The 17013-nt window shown below is 70.4% G+C and carries 16 protein-coding genes and 1 rRNA gene; 3 read left to right on the forward strand and 14 right to left on the reverse strand.

Annotated features, from left to right (window positions below; all coding sequences use genetic code 11):
• Positions 1-96: 96 nt before the first annotated feature.
• From ACFV9O_RS21320 to ACFV9O_RS21340, 5 genes are all read right to left on the reverse strand, one after another.
• Complete coding sequence (locus tag ACFV9O_RS21320) at positions 97-1764, reverse strand: uroporphyrinogen-III synthase (RefSeq protein WP_385420144.1); 1668 nt, start codon at positions 1762-1764, stop codon at positions 97-99.
• Positions 1761-2729: a hydroxymethylbilane synthase gene (gene hemC / locus ACFV9O_RS21325; protein ID WP_385420146.1), complete on the reverse strand. Its 969-nt coding sequence runs from the start codon at positions 2727-2729 to the stop codon at positions 1761-1763. The genes ACFV9O_RS21320 and hemC overlap by 4 nt, the downstream gene beginning before the upstream one ends.
• Complete coding sequence (locus ACFV9O_RS21330; RefSeq protein ID WP_385420148.1) at positions 2726-4429, reverse strand: glutamyl-tRNA reductase; 1704 nt, start codon at positions 4427-4429, stop codon at positions 2726-2728. Before ACFV9O_RS21330 ends, hemC begins: the two co-directional genes overlap by 4 nt.
• Positions 4426-5232, reverse strand: a complete 807-nt coding sequence (locus ACFV9O_RS21335; RefSeq protein ID WP_385420150.1) for a redox-sensing transcriptional repressor Rex — start codon at positions 5230-5232, stop codon at positions 4426-4428. The genes ACFV9O_RS21330 and ACFV9O_RS21335 overlap by 4 nt, the downstream gene beginning before the upstream one ends.
• Before the next feature lie 274 nt (positions 5233-5506).
• On the reverse strand, positions 5507-5782 hold the full coding sequence (locus ACFV9O_RS21340) for a glutaredoxin family protein (RefSeq protein ID WP_385420151.1): 276 nt from the start codon (positions 5780-5782) through the stop codon (positions 5507-5509).
• Positions 5783-5920: 138 nt separating this feature from the next.
• Between ACFV9O_RS21340 and ACFV9O_RS21345 the strand changes: the two genes are divergently transcribed.
• The 3 genes from ACFV9O_RS21345 to ACFV9O_RS21355 all read left to right on the forward strand — a co-directional run bounded on the left by ACFV9O_RS21345 (position 5921) and on the right by ACFV9O_RS21355 (position 9656).
• Positions 5921-6874, forward strand: coding sequence for an HAD family hydrolase (locus tag ACFV9O_RS21345; RefSeq protein ID WP_385420153.1), 954 nt, complete (start codon positions 5921-5923; stop codon positions 6872-6874).
• Between the two features lie 390 nt (positions 6875-7264).
• A complete protein-coding gene (locus ACFV9O_RS21350; RefSeq protein ID WP_385420155.1) occupies positions 7265-8113 on the forward strand; it encodes an ECF subfamily RNA polymerase sigma factor, BldN family in 849 nt (282 codons plus the stop codon).
• Between the two features lie 322 nt (positions 8114-8435).
• Complete coding sequence (locus tag ACFV9O_RS21355; RefSeq protein ID WP_385420157.1) at positions 8436-9656, forward strand: DUF5667 domain-containing protein; 1221 nt, start codon at positions 8436-8438, stop codon at positions 9654-9656.
• A gap of 127 nt (positions 9657-9783) precedes the next feature.
• On the opposite strand, the gene ACFV9O_RS21360 is transcribed toward ACFV9O_RS21355, so the two are convergent.
• The 9 genes from ACFV9O_RS21360 to rrf all read right to left on the reverse strand — a co-directional run.
• Positions 9784-10962 (reverse strand): lysophospholipid acyltransferase family protein, encoded by a 1179-nt coding sequence (locus ACFV9O_RS21360; protein ID WP_385420158.1) that lies wholly within the window; start codon positions 10960-10962, stop codon positions 9784-9786.
• A 25-nt stretch (positions 10963-10987) separates the two neighbouring features.
• Positions 10988-12097, reverse strand: a complete 1110-nt coding sequence (locus ACFV9O_RS21365) for an NAD-dependent epimerase/dehydratase family protein (protein ID WP_385420160.1) — start codon at positions 12095-12097, stop codon at positions 10988-10990.
• 172 nt (positions 12098-12269) lie between these two features.
• Positions 12270-12368, reverse strand: a complete 99-nt coding sequence (locus ACFV9O_RS21370) for a 30S ribosomal protein bS22 (protein WP_003948845.1) — start codon at positions 12366-12368, stop codon at positions 12270-12272.
• 111 nt (positions 12369-12479) lie between these two features.
• Positions 12480-12689, reverse strand: a complete 210-nt coding sequence (locus ACFV9O_RS21375; RefSeq protein WP_158687078.1) for a helix-turn-helix domain-containing protein — start codon at positions 12687-12689, stop codon at positions 12480-12482.
• A 128-nt stretch (positions 12690-12817) separates the two neighbouring features.
• The gene (locus ACFV9O_RS21380) at positions 12818-13633 is read right to left on the reverse strand and encodes a phosphatase (protein ID WP_385420162.1); all 816 of its coding nucleotides are present in this window, start codon (positions 13631-13633) and stop codon (positions 12818-12820) included.
• A 180-nt stretch (positions 13634-13813) separates the two neighbouring features.
• Positions 13814-14989 (reverse strand): acetoin utilization protein AcuC, encoded by a 1176-nt coding sequence (locus tag ACFV9O_RS21385; RefSeq protein WP_385420164.1) that lies wholly within the window; start codon positions 14987-14989, stop codon positions 13814-13816.
• Positions 14940-16160 carry an MFS transporter gene (locus ACFV9O_RS21390; RefSeq protein ID WP_385420166.1) on the reverse strand — a complete coding sequence of 407 codons (1221 nt, stop codon included), beginning with the start codon at positions 16158-16160 and terminating at the stop codon, positions 14940-14942. The genes ACFV9O_RS21385 and ACFV9O_RS21390 overlap by 50 nt, the downstream gene beginning before the upstream one ends.
• A 43-nt stretch (positions 16161-16203) precedes the next feature.
• A complete protein-coding gene (locus ACFV9O_RS21395) occupies positions 16204-16848 on the reverse strand; it encodes an HAD family hydrolase (RefSeq protein ID WP_385420168.1) in 645 nt (214 codons plus the stop codon).
• Between the two features lie 73 nt (positions 16849-16921).
• Positions 16922-17013 (reverse strand): 5S ribosomal RNA (gene rrf, locus ACFV9O_RS21400); the annotation flags it as partial.

Here is a 17013-nt window from a genome sequence, read left to right on the forward strand (position 1 = left end):
CTCCCTCCCTCCCCTGGAGATCCCTTTCTTGTGGCTCAATGAGAAGAGTTTCCCATAACTTTGGGGGGGGGTTCTCGCCCCCCCCCCCACACCACATCACGTCGTACGACGCCTCCGCGCGCCCGGCCGCCGCTCGCTCGGGCGGGTGACCGGGTCGCCGGCCTCGAGCGCCGCCTCGCGGCGCCGCGCGCCGAACTCCGCCAGCGCCTCCGCCAGCTTGTGCACCGACGGCTCCGGCGACAGCACGTCCACGCGCAGGCCGTGCTCCTCCGCGGTCTTCGCGGTCGCAGGGCCGATACACGCGATGACCGTCACGTTGTGCGGCTTCCCGGCGATGCCCACCAGGTTCCGCACCGTCGAGGACGACGTGAACAGCACCGCGTCGAACCCGCCGCCCTTGATCGCCTCACGCGTGTCCGCCGGCGGCGGCGACGCGCGCACGGTCCGGTACGCCGTGACGTCGTCGACCTCCCACCCGAGCTCGATAAGGCCCGCCACCAGCGTCTCCGTGGCGATGTCGGCACGCGGCAGGAACACCCGGTCGATCGGGTCGAAGACCGGGTCGTACGGCGGCCAGTCCTCCAGCAGCCCGGCCGCCGACTGCTCCCCGCTCGGCACCAGATCGGGCTTGACGCCGAACTCGACCAGGGCCTTCGCGGTCTGCTCGCCCACCGCCGCGACCTTGATCCCGGCGAAGGCGCGGGCGTCGAGCCCGTACTCCTCGAACTTCTCCCGCACCGCCTTCACGGCGTTGACCGACGTGAAGGCGATCCACTCGTAGCGCCCTGTCACGAGCCCCTTGACCGCACGCTCCATCTGCTGCGGCGTCCGCGGCGGCTCGACGGCGATCGTCGGCACCTCGTGCGGCACCGCCCCGTACGAACGAAGCTGGTCGGAGAGCGAAGCGGCCTGCTCCTTCGTACGCGGTACGAGGACCTTCCAGCCGAACAGCGGCTTGGACTCGAACCAGGCAAGCTGGTCACGCTGGGCCGGGGCACTGCGCTCGCCGACCACGGCTATGACGGGCCGGTGTCCCTCCGGCGAGGGCAGCACCTTCGCCTGCTTGAAGACCTGCGCGATGGTCCCGAGCGTCGCCGTCCACGTCCGCTGACGCGTCGTCGTACCGGCTACGGTCACCGTCAGCGGGGTGTCGGGCTTGCGCCCGGCCGCCACCAGCTCGCCCGCCGCGGCCGCCACCGCGTCCAGGGACGTCGAGACGACGACGGTCCCGTCCGACGCCCCGACCTCCGTCCAGCAGCGGTCGCCGGCGGTGCGGGCGTCGATGAAGCGCACATCGGTCCCCTGCGCGTCGCGCAGCGGCACACCGGCGTAAGCGGGCACGCCCACGGCCGTCGCGACACCCGGTACGACCTCGAACGGAATGCCTTCCGCCGCGCACGCGAGCATCTCCTGGACGGCGTCGCCGTCCAGCCCGGGGTCACCGCTCACCGCACGGACGACCCGCTTGCCGCCCCGCGCAGCCTCCATGACAAGATTGGCCGCATCCCTCAACACGGGGACACCGACGGTCGTTGACACATCGTCAACAACCGTCAGCTCAGGCGTGCTCACGCCCGCCCTCGCATGGCCGCGAACGACTTCGAGGACCTCGGGCTCGGCGATCAGCACGTCCGCGCCCGACAGCGCCTCCACGGCGCGCAGCGTCAGCAGCCCCGGGTCGCCGGGACCGGCGCCGAGGAAGGTGACGTGCCCGGAAGCGGAGAACGCCGAAGAGGCAGAGGTGGCAGTGGTGGTGGGGCTCAAAGTGCTCGCTCCCCCATAAGACCGGCCGCACCCTTGGCGAGCATCTCGGCCGCGAGTTCGCGTCCGAGCGCCACGGCGTCGTCGTGCGACGTGGGTACGGGACCGGTGGTGGACAGCTGCACCAGCGTGGATCCGTCGGTCGTGCCGACAACACCGCGCAGGCGCATCTCATGAACAACCTGTCCGTCGGCCAGCAGGTCGGCCAGCGCACCCACAGGTGCGCTGCAGCCGGCCTCCAAGGCGGCGAGCAGGGATCGCTCGGCGGTCACGGCGGCCCGCGTGTGCGGGTCGTCGAGCTCGGCGAGCGTGGCGGCGAGTTCGGCGTTCGCCGAAAGGCACTCGACCGCCAGGGCCCCCTGGCCGGGGGCGGGCAGCACCGCGTCGACCGACAGGAAGTCGGTCACGTCCTCGATCCTGCCGATACGGTTCAGCCCGGCCGCGGCAAGCACCACGGCGTCGAGCTCCCCGCTGCGGACGTATCCGACCCGGGTGTCGATGTTCCCCCGGATCGGCACGGTCTCGATCTGCAGCCCATGGGACCGCGCGTACGCGTTGAGCTGCGCCATCCGCCGCGGCGAACCGGTGCCGACCCGGGCACCGTGCGGCAGCTGGTCGAGCGTCAGCCCGTCCCGCGCCACGAGCACGTCCCGCGGGTCCTCACGGCGCGGAATCGCGGCCAGCACCAGATCGTCGGGCTGCGCGGTCGGCAGGTCCTTCAGCGAGTGCACCGCGAAGTCCACCTCGCCCGCGAGCAGCGCGTCACGCAGCGCGGTGACGAACACACCCGTGCCGCCGATCTGCGCCAGGTGCTCGCGGGAGGTGTCGCCGTACGTGGTGATCTCGACGAGCTCGACGGGACGCCCGGTCAGCCGGGTCACCGCCTCAGCCACATGCCCGGACTGGGCCAGGGCGAGCTTGCTGCGCCTGGTCCCCAACCTCAAAGCCTTCTCGGCCCTCTCGGTCATACTCGCCCTCGGTTCTTGACGTCGGCGTCGTTCAGGTCGGCCCGGCTGACGGATGCGACCGTCTCCGGGTCGAGGTCGAAGAGTGTGCGCAGCGCGTCCGCGTACCCGGCGCCGCCGGGCTCCGCGGCGAGCTGCTTGATCCGCACGGTGGGCGCGTGCAGCAGCTTGTCGACGACACGCCGCACGGTCTGGGTGATCTCCGCGCGCTGCTTGTCGTCCAGGTCCGGCAGCCGGCCCTCCAGGCGCGAGACCTCGCCGGCCACCACGTCGGCGGCCATCGCGCGCAGGGCGACCACGGTCGGCGTGATGTGCGCGGCGCGCTGCGCGGCTCCGAAGGCGGCGACCTCGTCGGAGACGATCGTGCGCACCTGGTCGACATCTGCGGCCATCGGGGCGTCCGCGGACGCCCCGGCGAGCGACTCGATGTCCACGAGACGGACGCCGGGAATCCGGTGCACGGCGGCGTCGATGTCCCGGGGCATGGCGAGGTCGAGGAGCGCGAGGCGGACCGGTCCTGCGCTCTGCGCGCGGACGGTACGCCGGCCCGGGGTGGGGCGCCGGTCGGCCGCCGCGTTCTCCACCCAGGCGCCGTGCAGACCCATGTCGTCGGCGGGCAGCCCGGCGGCAGCCGCCGCGGTGCCGGTGGCTGCGGCGTCGTCCTTGTCGTCGAGCCCGACCGGGCACTCGCCGTCGGCGAGGAGAGCGGGGTTCTCCTTGACCCGCTCGAACCCGGCGAGCCGCGCGATGACCTCGGCGTCCGCCTCCGCGACGTCCGCGACCGTCTCCGCGGCGACCGTGCCCGTGCGGGCCTCGTCGACCGCGTCCATGGCGGCGAACGCCTCCGGCGCGTCGCCCGGCACGGCCTCGTCGAGGGCCGCGGCGACCGCCTCGGCCGTCAGCACGAGCCCCGTCGCACCGGTGCAGGACACCACGACGTCGACTCGTGTCAGTTCGTCCGCAGCCGCGTCCATGGGCACGGCCCGTGCGGCGACTCCGGTGCCTCCCGGCTCCGTCAGGATCTGCACGAGCCTCTCGGCCCGCTCCTGCGTCCGGTTGGCGACGACGATCTCGGCGACCCCGGCTCGCGCCAGCGTCGCCGCCGCGAGCGACGACATCGAACCGGCGCCGATGACCAGCGCCCGCTTGCCCGCCGCCCACTCGTCCACCGGCGCACCGCACGCCAGCTGCTCCAGGCCGAAGGTGACGAGCGACTGCCCGGCCCGGTCGATCCCGGTCTCGCTGTGGGCGCGCTTGCCCACCCGCAGCGACTGCTGGAAGAGGTCGTTCATCAGCCGGCCCGCGGTGTGCAGCTCCTGGCCGAGCGCGAGCGCGTCCTTGATCTGGCCGAGGATCTGCCCCTCGCCGATGACCATCGAGTCGAGACCGCAGGCCACCGAGAAGAGATGGTGGACGGCGCGGTCCTCGTAGTGCACGTACAGATAGGGGGTGAGCTCCTCCAGCCCGACGCCGCTGTGCTGGGCGAGCAGGGTGGACAGCTCGGCGACGCCGGCGTGGAACTTGTCGACGTCGGCGTACAGCTCGATGCGGTTGCAGGTGGCGAGGACGGACGCCTCGACCGCGGGTTCCGCGGCGAGTGTGTCGTGCAGCAGCTTGACCTGCGTGTCCGCGGACAGCGAGGCCCGCTCCAGCACGCTGACCGGGGCGCTGCGATGACTGATTCCGACGACCAGGAGGCTCATGCCGGCATCACGGCGGGGACGTCCCCGTCGGGTCCCTTCCGGCCCGGGGCCGAACCGGTGGCTCCGTGCGACGCGGGCGTCGCGGACCCCACCGGCGGAACCGGGGCCACGGCAGAAGCGGCGGCATCCGCCTCCAGCTCCTCACCGGCCTTGCGCTGCTCGTGGAACGCGAGGATCTGCAGCTCGATCGACAGGTCGACCTTGCGTACGTCGACGCCGTCCGGCACCGAGAGCACGGTGGGCGCGAAGTTGAGGATGGAGGTGACGCCCGCGGCGACCAGCCGGTCGCACACCTGCTGTGCGGCGCCCGCGGGGGTCGCGATGACCCCGATGGAGACGCCGTTGTCCGAGATGATCTTCTCCAGCTCGTCCGTGTGCTGGACGGGAATGCCCGCGACCGGCTTCCCGGCCATCGCCGGGTCGGCGTCGATCAGGGCGGCGACGCGGAAGCCACGTGAGGCGAACCCGCCGTAGTTCGCGAGCGCGGCGCCGAGGTTACCGATACCGACGATGACGACCGGCCAGTCCTGGGTGAGGCCGAGCTCACGGGAGATCTGGTAGACGAGGTACTCGACGTCGTAGCCGACGCCACGCGTCCCGTACGAGCCGAGGTACGAGAAGTCCTTCCGCAGCTTCGCGGAGTTGACCCCCGCCGCGGCCGCGAGCTCCTCGGAGGAGACCGTCGGCACGGAGCGCTCCGACAGTGCGGTCAGTGCGCGCAGATACAGCGGAAGCCGAGCGACCGTGGCCTCGGGGATTCCTCGGCTACGAGTCGCCGGTCGGTGAGTTCGGCCAGTTGCCACGGTGCTCCTGCGGGATGAGCGAGGCTGCAGGCGGCCGTACTTCGCAGGACCGCCCCGTCGAATGCAGGCTATGTCTTTGTGAACGCGTGCACAAAGATGGTGTCCGCTTTGTCCGAGCAAAGTGACCGGGGTCACGCGATTCGAACACGGGATTCGGGAACTGCGGACCGCCTCTGTCCGCAGAAAGCGCAAAGGGAGCAAAACGCTGCACGCTCCTCACGACCCTGCCCCCGAGACCCCAACAAAACGCCCACGATGGTAACCGCCTTTCGCGTCAGGCCCCCAGTTCGCGACGGAGCCGGCCGGCGTCCACACGCCAGAACGTGTGCTGCTCACCGTCCACCAGGACGACCGGGATCTGCTCCCAGTACTCCCGGTGCAGCTCCTCGTCCTGAGTGATGTCCTTCTCCTCCCACGCGGCGCCGGTCTCCGCGCAGACCTCCTCGATCACGGCCCGGGCATCGTCACAGAGATGACACCCGGGCTTACCGATCAAGGTCACGACCCGTTCGCCGGCCTTCTTCTTCGTGCGCCGCAGCAGAGGACTCATGACCCCATTCTCCGCCCCTCGCCCCGGGCTCGGATCGCACGTCCGACTGGTCGGGTTTAACAATCCGGCCGCCCAGAGTTCACGCCTTCGCATCCCCGCGAGTCGGGAAGTTCCGAACTGACTGGCTATGCTCACGCCATGGCCGCACTGGGATGGCTCACCCCCCGTAGGCGCTCCGCGACCGCCCGGAGCGTCCTCGCAGGCGAGGCCGCCGCCGAGGCAGCACGCAAGACCTCGCAGCAGTTCGAGGCGGACGCGCAGACCGAGACCCCGGAGACCGCCGGCGCCAAGCGCAAGGAGCCGGACTTCCCCGTCGTCGGGGACGTCCGCGCCGCAGCCTTCTTCGACCTCGACAACACGGTCATGCAGGGCGCCGCGATCTTCCACTTCGGCCGGGGCCTGTACAAGCGGAAGTTCTTCCAGCGCCGCGAGCTGGCACGGTTCGCCTGGCAGCAGACGTGGTTCCGGCTTGCCGGGGTCGAGGACCCGGACCACATGCAGGACGTCCGCGAGTCCGCCCTGTCGATCGTCAAGGGCCACCGCGTCTCCGAGCTGATGTCGATCGGCGAGGAGATCTACGACGAGTACATGGCCGACCGCATCTGGCCCGGTACGCGCGCCCTGGCCCAGGCCCACCTCGACGCGGGCCAGAAGGTGTGGCTGGTCACCGCCGCGCCGGTCGAGACCGCAACGATCATCGCCCGCCGGCTCGGCCTGACCGGCGCGCTCGGCACGGTCGCCGAGTCCGTCGACGGCGTCTACACCGGCAAGCTGGTCGGCGAGCCGCTGCACGGCCCCGCGAAGGCCGAGGCGGTACGGGCTCTCGCGGGGGCCGAGGACCTGGACCTGTCCCGCTGCGCGGCCTACAGCGACTCGCACAACGACATCCCGATGCTGTCCCTCGTCGGGCACCCGTACGCGATCAACCCGGACACCAAGCTGCGCAAGCACGCGCGCGAGCGCGACTGGCGGCTGCGTGACTACCGGACGGGCCGCAAGGCGGCGAAGGTCGGCATCCCGGCCGCGGCGGGCGTGGGCGCGCTGGCGGGCGGCACGGCGGCGGCCGTCGCCCTGCACCGCCGTCGCCGCTGACCCCTGCGCCGGCGGCGCCGTACGTGTGGGCCGCCGGCGAACGCGTCACCGAACCACCGTGCGCCGCTGACTGCGACGCACGGCGCGCGGCATTCCGGTTTTTCTACCCGGCCGCACGCCCCGCCAGTCCCGTTACGGGCACATGAGCACAACCCATCACGCGCCGCAGCAGATCGCGAAGTAATCCGATCAATAACCGATCACAACCTGCGACTTGATCCGCCGCTTTGCCGTAACAGAAGCGACGGAATCGATGATTTAAGCAACTGGGTGTAGCGCTGCCTGTACGAAGCGTTATTCTCCTCAGACGCATTAAGGACCCCACACGTCGCCACGACGAGTGAACGGTCCCGTACTGCACGTGATGGAAGCTCTGCCTCTGGGAGTCCCGTGTACCCACACGTCGGGGTTGACGCCTCGGGCCTGGCTACGCTGCGCGCAACGGTCTTCGACCACTTGCGCGGCTTCGTCCCCACCGCGTACGCCGTCCCCGCCTTCGCCGCGCCGGGCCCTGCCGCCCTCGGCCCTGCCGGCCCCTGCTACGCCCTGGCGGGCGGAATCGACAAGGGGTCGGCGCGCAGCGGCGTCGTCGAGGGGCGGCGATCGGGCGACGGCCGGGAAGTCGGCAGACGGGGCGGCCGCGGCGGTGCCGGCGCCTCGACCACCGCCCGCCGCCCCAGCGCCGACAGCGACAGCGCCCGCATGATGGAGCTCGTCGAGCGCGCCCAGGCCGGCGAGGCCGAAGCATTCGGCCGTCTGTACGACCAGTACAGCGACACCGTCTACCGCTACATCTACTACCGCGTCGGCGGCAAGGCGACGGCGGAGGACCTCACCAGCGAGACCTTCCTGCGCGCCCTGCGCCGTATCTCCACCTTCACCTGGCAGGGGCGCGACTTCGGCGCCTGGCTGGTCACGATCGCGCGCAATCTGGTCGCCGACCATTTCAAGTCGAGCCGCTTCCGACTGGAAGTGACCACTGGCGAGATGCTCGACGCCAATGAGGTCGAACGCAGCCCCGAGGACTCGGTGCTCGAGTCGCTCTCGAACGCCGCGCTGCTCGAGGCCGTACGCAAGCTCAATCCCCAGCAGCAGGAATGCGTCACGCTGCGTTTCCTGCAGGGGATGTCGGTGGCCGAGACCGCGCGGGTGATGGGCAAGAACGAAGGTGCGATCAAGACCTTGCAGTACCGTGCCGTCCGCACCCTGGCCAGGCTCCTCCCGGACGACGCCCGCTGACCCTCCGCCCCCGCACCCCTCACTCCCCCACTCCCCCACTCCCCCACTCCCCCACTCCCCCCACGAACCAGTCCCCCCACATCAAGCCCCCCACGCTTGCCCCGTTCCTTCAACTCACCACCCGTGAGCGGTTGATGACGCACTGGTCCGATCATCCTTCGCGCGTAACCCAACTGCCGAGCCGCTCGTTGTGCGGAATGCAGACTCCCTGCGGTCACGCCATGCCCGCAGCCACTCACTCGATCGTGTGGATTGGCTCAAGGCGTGCAACCTTCCGGACCTTCCGGGGAGTCGACCGTCATGACGAGAGGAGGTGCCGCCAGTGATCGCGAACGTTTCGGCGCACCGGCGGGCGAACGCCTTCGCCCAGGTCCTGGAGAATCAGACGCTCCGGGACACGGCGGCCGAGCAGCCCGATGATGCGGCCGAACCGGCCGAGCAAGGGCGGCTGTTGGCCCTGGCGAACGGCCTCGGCAAGCTGCCGAAGCCCCAGTTGGACCCCGAGGTCAAGGTGGTGCAGCGAGCCCAGCTCGTTGCTGCCATGGAGGCCATGCTCCTGGAGGGCACAGCCTCCGAAGGAGGTGCGTCCGCCGGCCCCAAGGTCCCGGTGCAGCGCACCTCCGGCCGTGGCGCCCACCGGGCATCACCGCTCCGGAAACTGCGGCCGCGCTCCCGCTGGTCCAAGGGCCTCGCGGCCGGCGGCCTCACCGTCGGAGTCGCCGCGGGCGCCTTCGGCGGAGTGGCCGCCGCGAGTTCCGACGCACTCCCCGGTGACTCGCTCTACGGGCTGAAACGGGGCATGGAGGACCTCAAGCTCGGCATGGCCGACGACGACGCGGACCGCGGCGAGCTCTACCTCGACCAGGCCTCCACCCGCCTCAGCGAGGCCCGCCGCCTCATGGAGCGCGCCCGGGCCGGCGAACTGGACCACGAGTCCGTCGGCGAAGTCAGGCGCGCCCTGACCGGAATGCGCCACGACGCCACGGAAGGCCACCGGCTCCTCCACCAGGCGTACGAACGGGACGGCTCGCTCGGCCCCATCGCGACCCTGTCCTCGTTCGCCAACTCCCACCGCGGAGCCTGGAACGGACTGCGCGACCGCCTCCCGGCCCAGCTCACCGACGTCGGCAACGAAGTGAGTTCGGTCTTCGACGCCATAGACCAGGAAGTCGGACCGCTCCAGTCGCTGCTGCCCCGCGCTCCCGAGAAGGAGAGCGGCGGATCGCAGCGACCCGGGGCGTCACCCGGCAGCTCCCCGGGTTCGTCCGGTTCGTACGGTACGGACCACCCGTCGTCGTCCTCGCCCTCCGCGGGCCAGTCGGACGGCGGCACCCTGCCCCACCCGTCGGGCTCCGGCACGACGGAGAACGAGGGCCTGCTCGGGGGCAACACGGGCGGCCTGCTCAACCCCCCGCTGAACAGCACGACGCCCTCCGCCCCGTCCGGCGACGACACGACAGGTCCCGTGCCGGACGTGACGATCCCGCCGCTGCTGCCCGGCCTGCTCCCGGGGCTGGGCATCGACGCCGAGGACGACCGCTAGAGGACCGGTGCGCCGGTCGTACGGCCGGTCAGACGACGGAGAGGGGTAGGTGGCCCGGGCCGGGCCACCTACCCCTCTCCGTTGTGTGTCGTCAGAAGACGCCCCGCACGGCGACCGACCGGCGCTGTCAGAAGAAGACCGACCGGCGCTGCACGAGCAGCTTGTACAGCGTGTGCTGGATCTGCTCCCGCACCTGGTCCGTCAGGTTGAACATCAGCATCGGATCCTCCGCCGCCTCCGGCGGATAGCCGTCCGTCGGGATCGGCTCCCCGAACTGGATCGTCCACTTCGTCGGCAGCGGCACCGCCCCGAGCGGCCCCAGCCAGGGGAAGGTCGGCGTGATCGGGAAATACGGGAACCCCAGCAGCCGCGCCAGCGTTTTCGCATTGCCGATCATCGGATAGATCTCCTCCGCCCCGACAATCGAGCACGGCACGATCGGTACGCCCGCCCGCAGCGCCGTGGAGACGAAACCGCCCCGCCCGAAGCGCTGCAGCTTGTACCGGTCGCTGAAGGGCTTTCCGATGCCCTTGAAGCCCTCGGGCATCACCCCGACGACCTCACCCTGCTGCAGAAGCCGCTCCGCGTCCTCGGAGCACGCCAGCGTGTGCCCGGCCTTCCGCGCCAGCTCGTTTATCACCGGCAGCACGAAGACCAGGTCCGCGGCGAGCAGACGCAGATGCCGGCCCGCCGGGTGCTTGTCGTGCACCGCGATCTGCATCATCAGCCCGTCGAGCGGCAGCGTCCCGGAGTGGTTGGCCACCACGAGCGCCCCGCCGTCCGACGGGATGTTCTCGATGCCCTTCACGTCGACCCGGAAGTACTTCTCGTACAGCGGCCGTACGAGTGACATGAGCACCTGGTCGGTGAGCTCCTTGTCGTAGCCGAACTCGTCGACCTCGTAGTCCCCGGTGAGCCGCCGCCGCAGAAACGCCAGTCCGCCCGCAAGGCGCCGGTCCCAGGCGCCCGGGCCACCCCGGGTGCCGTATCCGTCCGAGTCCGCCACGGGCGGCTCTCCCGCGGCGCCTCGGCCGCCGTCCGCGGCGTTCCGGACGGGGCCGGTCTCGCGCGTGGCTCCCGTGCCCGCCGTACCCGCGCCCGCCGCACCTGCCGCGCCCACAGCCGATCCGCCCGGCTGCTCCCTGTCGGGCTGCCCAGGCACCGCACCGACCGGCACCTCACGCACCGCCACCGCCTCGGCGGCGCCCTTGCGCCGGCCCGTCCCGGGGCGGCGCCGCACCGGGCGTGGCGACGCGCCCGTGCGTGACCGGTCGTCGTCGAACGGAATGACCTTGGCGTCCGCCATCGTTGCTTGCGCTCCTTATCCGGTGCTATCCGGCGCTCTGAGTGCTGTTCGCAGTGCCCGCCGCGGTGCCGTCCGCGGTGGTGTGCGCGGTCTTCCTCGTGCAGCCCGCCGCAGTCGGCAGAGAGGCGAGCTTGTCCACCGCCCTGGCCACGGTCTCCGGCGGCAGCAGCCCCGGCGCGCGGCTCCGCGCGAACTCCGCGAAGGTCTCCGCCGTTGTGTACGCGGGGGTGAAGCCCAGGGTCTCGCGCATCTGGACCGTGCTCACCACCCGGCCGTGGGTGAGCAGCCGGATCTGTTCCGGGGAGAAGTCGGTGACCCCGACCGTACGCAGCGCGGAACCCACCCAGGTGACCGCAGGAAGCAGCACCGGCACCGTCGGACGGCCCAGCCTCCGCGAGCACTGCGAGAGCAGCAGCACCCCGTCACCCGCGATGTTGAACGTACCGCTGTTGAGGGTTCCACGGCGCGGCTCGTGGGAAGCGATGCGCAGCACGTCGATGACATCGTCCTCGTGGACGAACTGCAGCCGCGGGTCGTAGCCGAAGACCGTCGGCATGACGGGCAGCGAGAAATAGTCGGCGAGCGGGGAGTCGGCCCGCGGCCCGAGGATGTTCGCGAAGCGCAGGACGCACACCGCCACGTCCGGCCTGCGGCGCGCGAAGCCGCGTACGTACCCCTCTACCTCCACCGCGTCCTTGGCGAAACCACCACTCGGCAGGGACTTGGGCGGAGTGGTCTCCGTGAAGACGGCCGGGTCGCGGGGCGCGGAGCCGTACACGCTCGTACTGGACTTGACGACCAGCCGCCTGACGGTGGGCGACTTCTGGCAGGCACCGAGCAGCTGCATGGTGCCGATGACGTTGGTCTCCTTGACCGAGGTCCTGCCGCCCGAGCCCAGCGGCGTACCCGTGACGTCCATATGGACGACCGTGTCGACGCCGTACTCGGCGAGCACGCGGGCTATGGCCGGCTGACGGATGTCCGCGCGGACGAAGTCGGCACCGCCGAGCTGGTGCTCGGGAGTCACCGCGTCCACGCCGACCACCCGGTCCACCTCGGGGTCCCGCTGGATACGGCGTACGAAGCGGCCCCCGAGCTGCCGGGCCACACCGGTGACGAGCACGACCTTGCCCAAGATCAGCGCCTTCCGTTCGGTTCTCCCCTAGGCGTCACCGTAGCGGGTTGATGTTGCGCTGTGATGACCGCAGGACAGTCTTCACGGCTCATTGCCCCCAACGCCGTACGACGCACCGCGGCCCTCCCACCATGCTGGTGGAAGGGCCGCGTATGTCGCGGACAGGCGCCGCTTACTTCTTGTTGCGACGCTGAACGCGCGTGCGCTTGAGCAGCTTGCGGTGCTTCTTCTTGGCCATCCGCTTACGCCGCTTCTTGATAACAGAGCCCACGACTACCCTCGCTCACTTCTCTTCACTCGGTGCGGGGCTGTCTGGGCCCACACGACCTACGTCGGCCTAGCCTACCGGCCCGAGCTCCGAGCCTGTAATCCGAGGGGTGCCTCAGGCGGACTCGACCCCCACAAAGGACTCGCGGAGGTACTCGTGAACCGCTTGCTCCGGGACCCGGAAAGACCTGCCCACCCGAATCGCCGGCAGATGACCACTGTGCACCAAGCGGTACACGGTCATCTTCGACACGCGCATCACCGAGGCGACTTCCGCCACGGTCAGGAACTTGACCTCGTTGAGAGGCCTCTCGCCAGCAGCCATGACCCACCTGTACCTTCCGCACACGACGCACACCGGCTTCCCCTCCGGTGACTCTTCGTCGCTGTGCGCTCACTCACCAGACTAGGGGCGGGTGGTGCGAGTGGGGAAGAGGAGCAGCCATCGGCCGTTTACTGTGACAGACACGCTCGATTGAGTACATAGCGAGTAAGCGGCCGGTAGTAATCGGACCGAACGGCATCATCAAGCGGAACGGCGACCGACACCCGCCCCTCGGCCTCGCCGACGAACAGCGCGGGATCGTCCGTATCGGCGAGCCCTATGGCATCGAACCCCAGCTGACCTGCCCCGCAGACCCAGCCGTGATCCCCGACGACCAGCTCGGGCAGCGGCCCGCCGACCTCGGCCAGCCCTTCCAGAGCGACCCGGACCGGGAGGGGCGAGTGGGTGTGTGCGCCGGCGTCCCGCCCGGCGTCCCAGGCGCCGGGTTCCCGCACCAACGCGACTCCTCGTACGTAGTCGAGGTTGTACGTGCGTACGCCGAACCGGGTCGTTATGTCGACACATCGCCCCTGCGCCGGTGTGAGTACGGGACAGCCTGCCGCCGACAAAGCGTCTGCCAGCTCGGCGTAGAACGCGAGCAACCGATGCGGATGCCCGGTCCCGAACAGCACCGGGGCCTGCCGCCCCGCCGCCTCGGCCAGCCTCTCGGCGAAGGCATCGAGCCCACTCATCGTCCTTTCGGGATCGATCACATCCGGTCCCGACACATGACCGGGATCGCCCGAAACCCCGCACTTGTCGGCCATGAGGGCGATCAAATCCCGCTCTCCCCATGCCCATTCGGGATCGAGTCCGAGCGTCACCCGTGGATCCCGCGCCGCGAACAGCCGATAGCTCCGCAGGCTCTCCTCCCTCGACGTGGCCACCGGGCCGGCCAGCCTCGCCGCCAACAGATGCGCACGCAACGCTCCCCTGCTCAGCACCCCCCGATGCTCCCGCACGCCTCCGCCTCATGCGCCAAAACCCCGGCAAATCCGACCAGTTGGCGTAACTGCGAGTACCCTCCACACTGACCGTCGGCTCATGGGCGGTCCACCCAGGTCGCGGGACGACCCTCCACGGGCTGGCCCTTCGAGGGATGCCGCCGCCGTGGGAAACAGGCCCTACGCCAGCATCCCGCGCAGCGGGAACACCGCCCGCCTCGTCGCCAGCACCGCCTGGTCCAGCCGGTCCGCCGGGTCGTACCCGTCCTCCCACCCGCGCCACACCGGAGTCCGCCCATCCGTCATCCGCCCGGGGCCCAGCTGCCGTGTCCGCGCGTACACCTCGTCCCGCCACGACGACGGAATCACCGACTCCGGGTCCACCGGTACATGTCCGGCGATCCCCACCAGATGCGTCCACGACCGCGGCACCACGTCCACCACCGCGTACCCGCCCCCGCCGAGCGCGACCCATCGCCCGCCCTCGACCCACTCGTGCGCAAGCGTGTGGCACGCCTCCTGCACCAACCGCTGCGCGTCCAGCGACACCGCCAGATGGGCCAACGGATCCTCGAAGTGCGTGTCCGCCCCGTGTTGCGTCACCAGCACCTGCGGCCGGAAGTCGGCCAGCAGCTCCGGCACCACCGCGTGAAACGCCCGCAGCCACCCCTCGTCGCCCGTCCCCGCCGGCAGCGCCACGTTCACGGCCGAGCCCTCCCCCGGCCCGGCGCCGCCCGTCTCCTCGGGCCACCCCGTCCCCGGGAACAGCATCCGCGGATGCTCGTGCAGCGAAATCGTCAGCACCCTCGGGTCGTCCCAGAAGGTCGTCTGCACCCCGTCGCCGTGATGCACGTCGACATCCACGTACGCGACCCGCTCCGCCCCCAGCTCCAGCAGGCGCGCGATGGCCAACGACGCGTCGTTGTAGATGCAGAACCCCGACGCCGCCCCCGGCATCGCATGATGCAGCCCACCCGCGAAATTCACCGCATGCGCGGCGTCTCCTCGCCACACCGCCTCCGCGGCCCCCACGGACTGGCCGGCGATCAGCGCGGACACCTCGTGCATGCCGGCGAAGGCCGGGTCGTCCATCGTCCCGAGCCCGTACGACTGGTCGGCCGCCCGCGGGTTCTGGGACGCCGCCCGCACGGCCGCCACATAGTCCTCGCGGTGGACCAGGCGCAGCGTCGACTCCCCAGCGGGCTTCGCCGCCACCACATCCACGGCGCGGTCCAGTCCGTAGGCCCGCACCAACCCCATGGTCAGCGCAAGCCGTACCGGATCCATCGGATGGCCGGCACCGAAGTCATACTTCGTTACCGCCTCGTCCCACATCAACAGTGCGCGGCCGCTCATGAACGCCACCGTATCGGTCGGACTCCGCTGCGAACGACCGGGCATACACCAACGTCACCAGCACCAACGCCATGGGAACGAGCATCGCGCCCCGGTAGTTCCAGGTGTCCCCGAGCGCCCCGACCAACGGCGACCCGATCAGGAACCCCACGTAGTTGAAGACGTTCAGCCGTGCGACAGCCACATCGCTCTCGCCCGGGAACAGCCTCCCCGCCGCCGCGAACGTCTGCGGGACGATCACACACAGCCCGAGCCCCAGCAGGGTGAACCCGGCCAGCCCCACCCATGGCCCGGGCGCCACCGCGACCACCGCGAACCCGCCCGCGGCCAGCACCGTCCCGCACCGCACGACCGCCGCCGCACCGAAGCGCCGCACCCCGAGGTCCCCGACGGCCCGTCCCAGCAGCGTCGTCACCATGTAGGCGTTGTACGGAACGGTCGCCAGCTCCTCCGAGCTGCCCAGCACGTCCTGGAGGTACTTGGCACTCCAGTTGGAGACCGTCGAATCCCCGATGTACGCGAACGTCATCACCAGGCACAGCGGCAGCAGCACCGCGAAGGCGACCTTCCCGCCCCGGGCCCCCTGCTCCTGGCGCACCAGGCTCTCCCGCTCCCCGTCCACGTACCACCGGCTCCCGATGAGCGCCGCGGGCAACAGCACCGCCACCACCGGCAAATACGAGACCACGAGCGGCAGATCCCAGTGGGCCCCCGCCCACGCGAGGGAAGCCCCGGCGATCCCGCCCAGGCTGTACGTGGCGTGGAAACCGAGCATGATGCTGCGGCCGTAAACCCGCTGGAGACTCACCCCGAGCATGTTCATGGACGCGTCCAGCGCACCGACCGCCAGTCCGAACGCCCCCAGAGCCACGGCCACCTGCCACAGTCCACTGCCAGCCCCCACGGCCAGCAACGCCAGCAGCACGACGGGCTGCGACCACCGCAGGACGACTCCCGGCCGTACGCGCGCCACAACCTTCTCGGTCGCCACGCTGCCGACACCGGCCAGGATCGGCACGGCCGCCAGGAACAGGGGCAACAGCCCGTCGGATATCCCGTACCGGTCCTGGATGGCAGGGATACGCGTCACAAGCAGCGCAAAGGTCACCCCCTGCACAAAGAAGCTCAGCGCCAACGAGCCCCGACCGTGCCGCAACCGCGCATCCGTCATGGCCGCACAGCGTAAGGCGCTCAACTACCCATGGGTAGATGGATCAGGCGAGCAATCCCGGCAGCTCCGCCATGTCCGCGAAGAACCCCTTGGACCCGGACAGCGTCCCGGCCGGCGTCATGGCGGTGAACCCGTACACATCCATCCCGGCCGCCTGAGCCGCCGCCACCCCGAGCCTGCTGTCCTCCACCACGACACACCGCTCCGGAGCGACCCCCATCCGCTCGGCGGCGTACAGGAACAGATCAGGCGCCGGCTTCCCCCGCCCCACATCCTGCGCGCTGAAGGTGTTCTCGTCCCGGAACCACCCGTCCAGTCCAGTCTTCCGGTGCCCGACCCGGATCCGCTCATGGCTCCCCGAGGAGGCCACGCAGTACGGAACCGCGTCCGCGACCAGCTTGCCGAGCACCTCGACGACCCCTTCCACAGCCTCCAACTCACGCTCGAAGGCGGCGAAGACACGGGAATGAAGGGTCTTGTCGAAATCATCGGGCAGCCGCTGCTCGGTCCGCTCCAGGACAAGGTCGTGCACCCTGTGCACGGCCGCCCCCATGTAGTCACGGAGGGAGTCCTCGTACGACGTCGGATACCCGAGCTCGGTCAGATACGCGGCCAGGATGGTGTTGGAAATCGGCTCACTGTCGACGAGCACTCCGTCGTTGTCGAAAATGACGAGGTCATAGCGCATGACGCCACGCTACCCAGAACGCAAAAAGGCCGTGACCCCCGGATCGAAATCCAGGGGCCACGGCCCAAAAATTGTTCGGCGGCGTCCTACTCTCCCACAGGGTCCCCCCTGCAGTACCATCGGCGCTGAAAGGCTTAGCTTCCGGGTTCGGAATGTAACCGGGCG

The organism is Streptomyces sp. NPDC059909, assembly GCF_042730885.1.
In the GTDB taxonomy this organism is placed as follows: Bacteria; Actinomycetota; Actinomycetes; order Streptomycetales; family Streptomycetaceae; genus Streptomyces.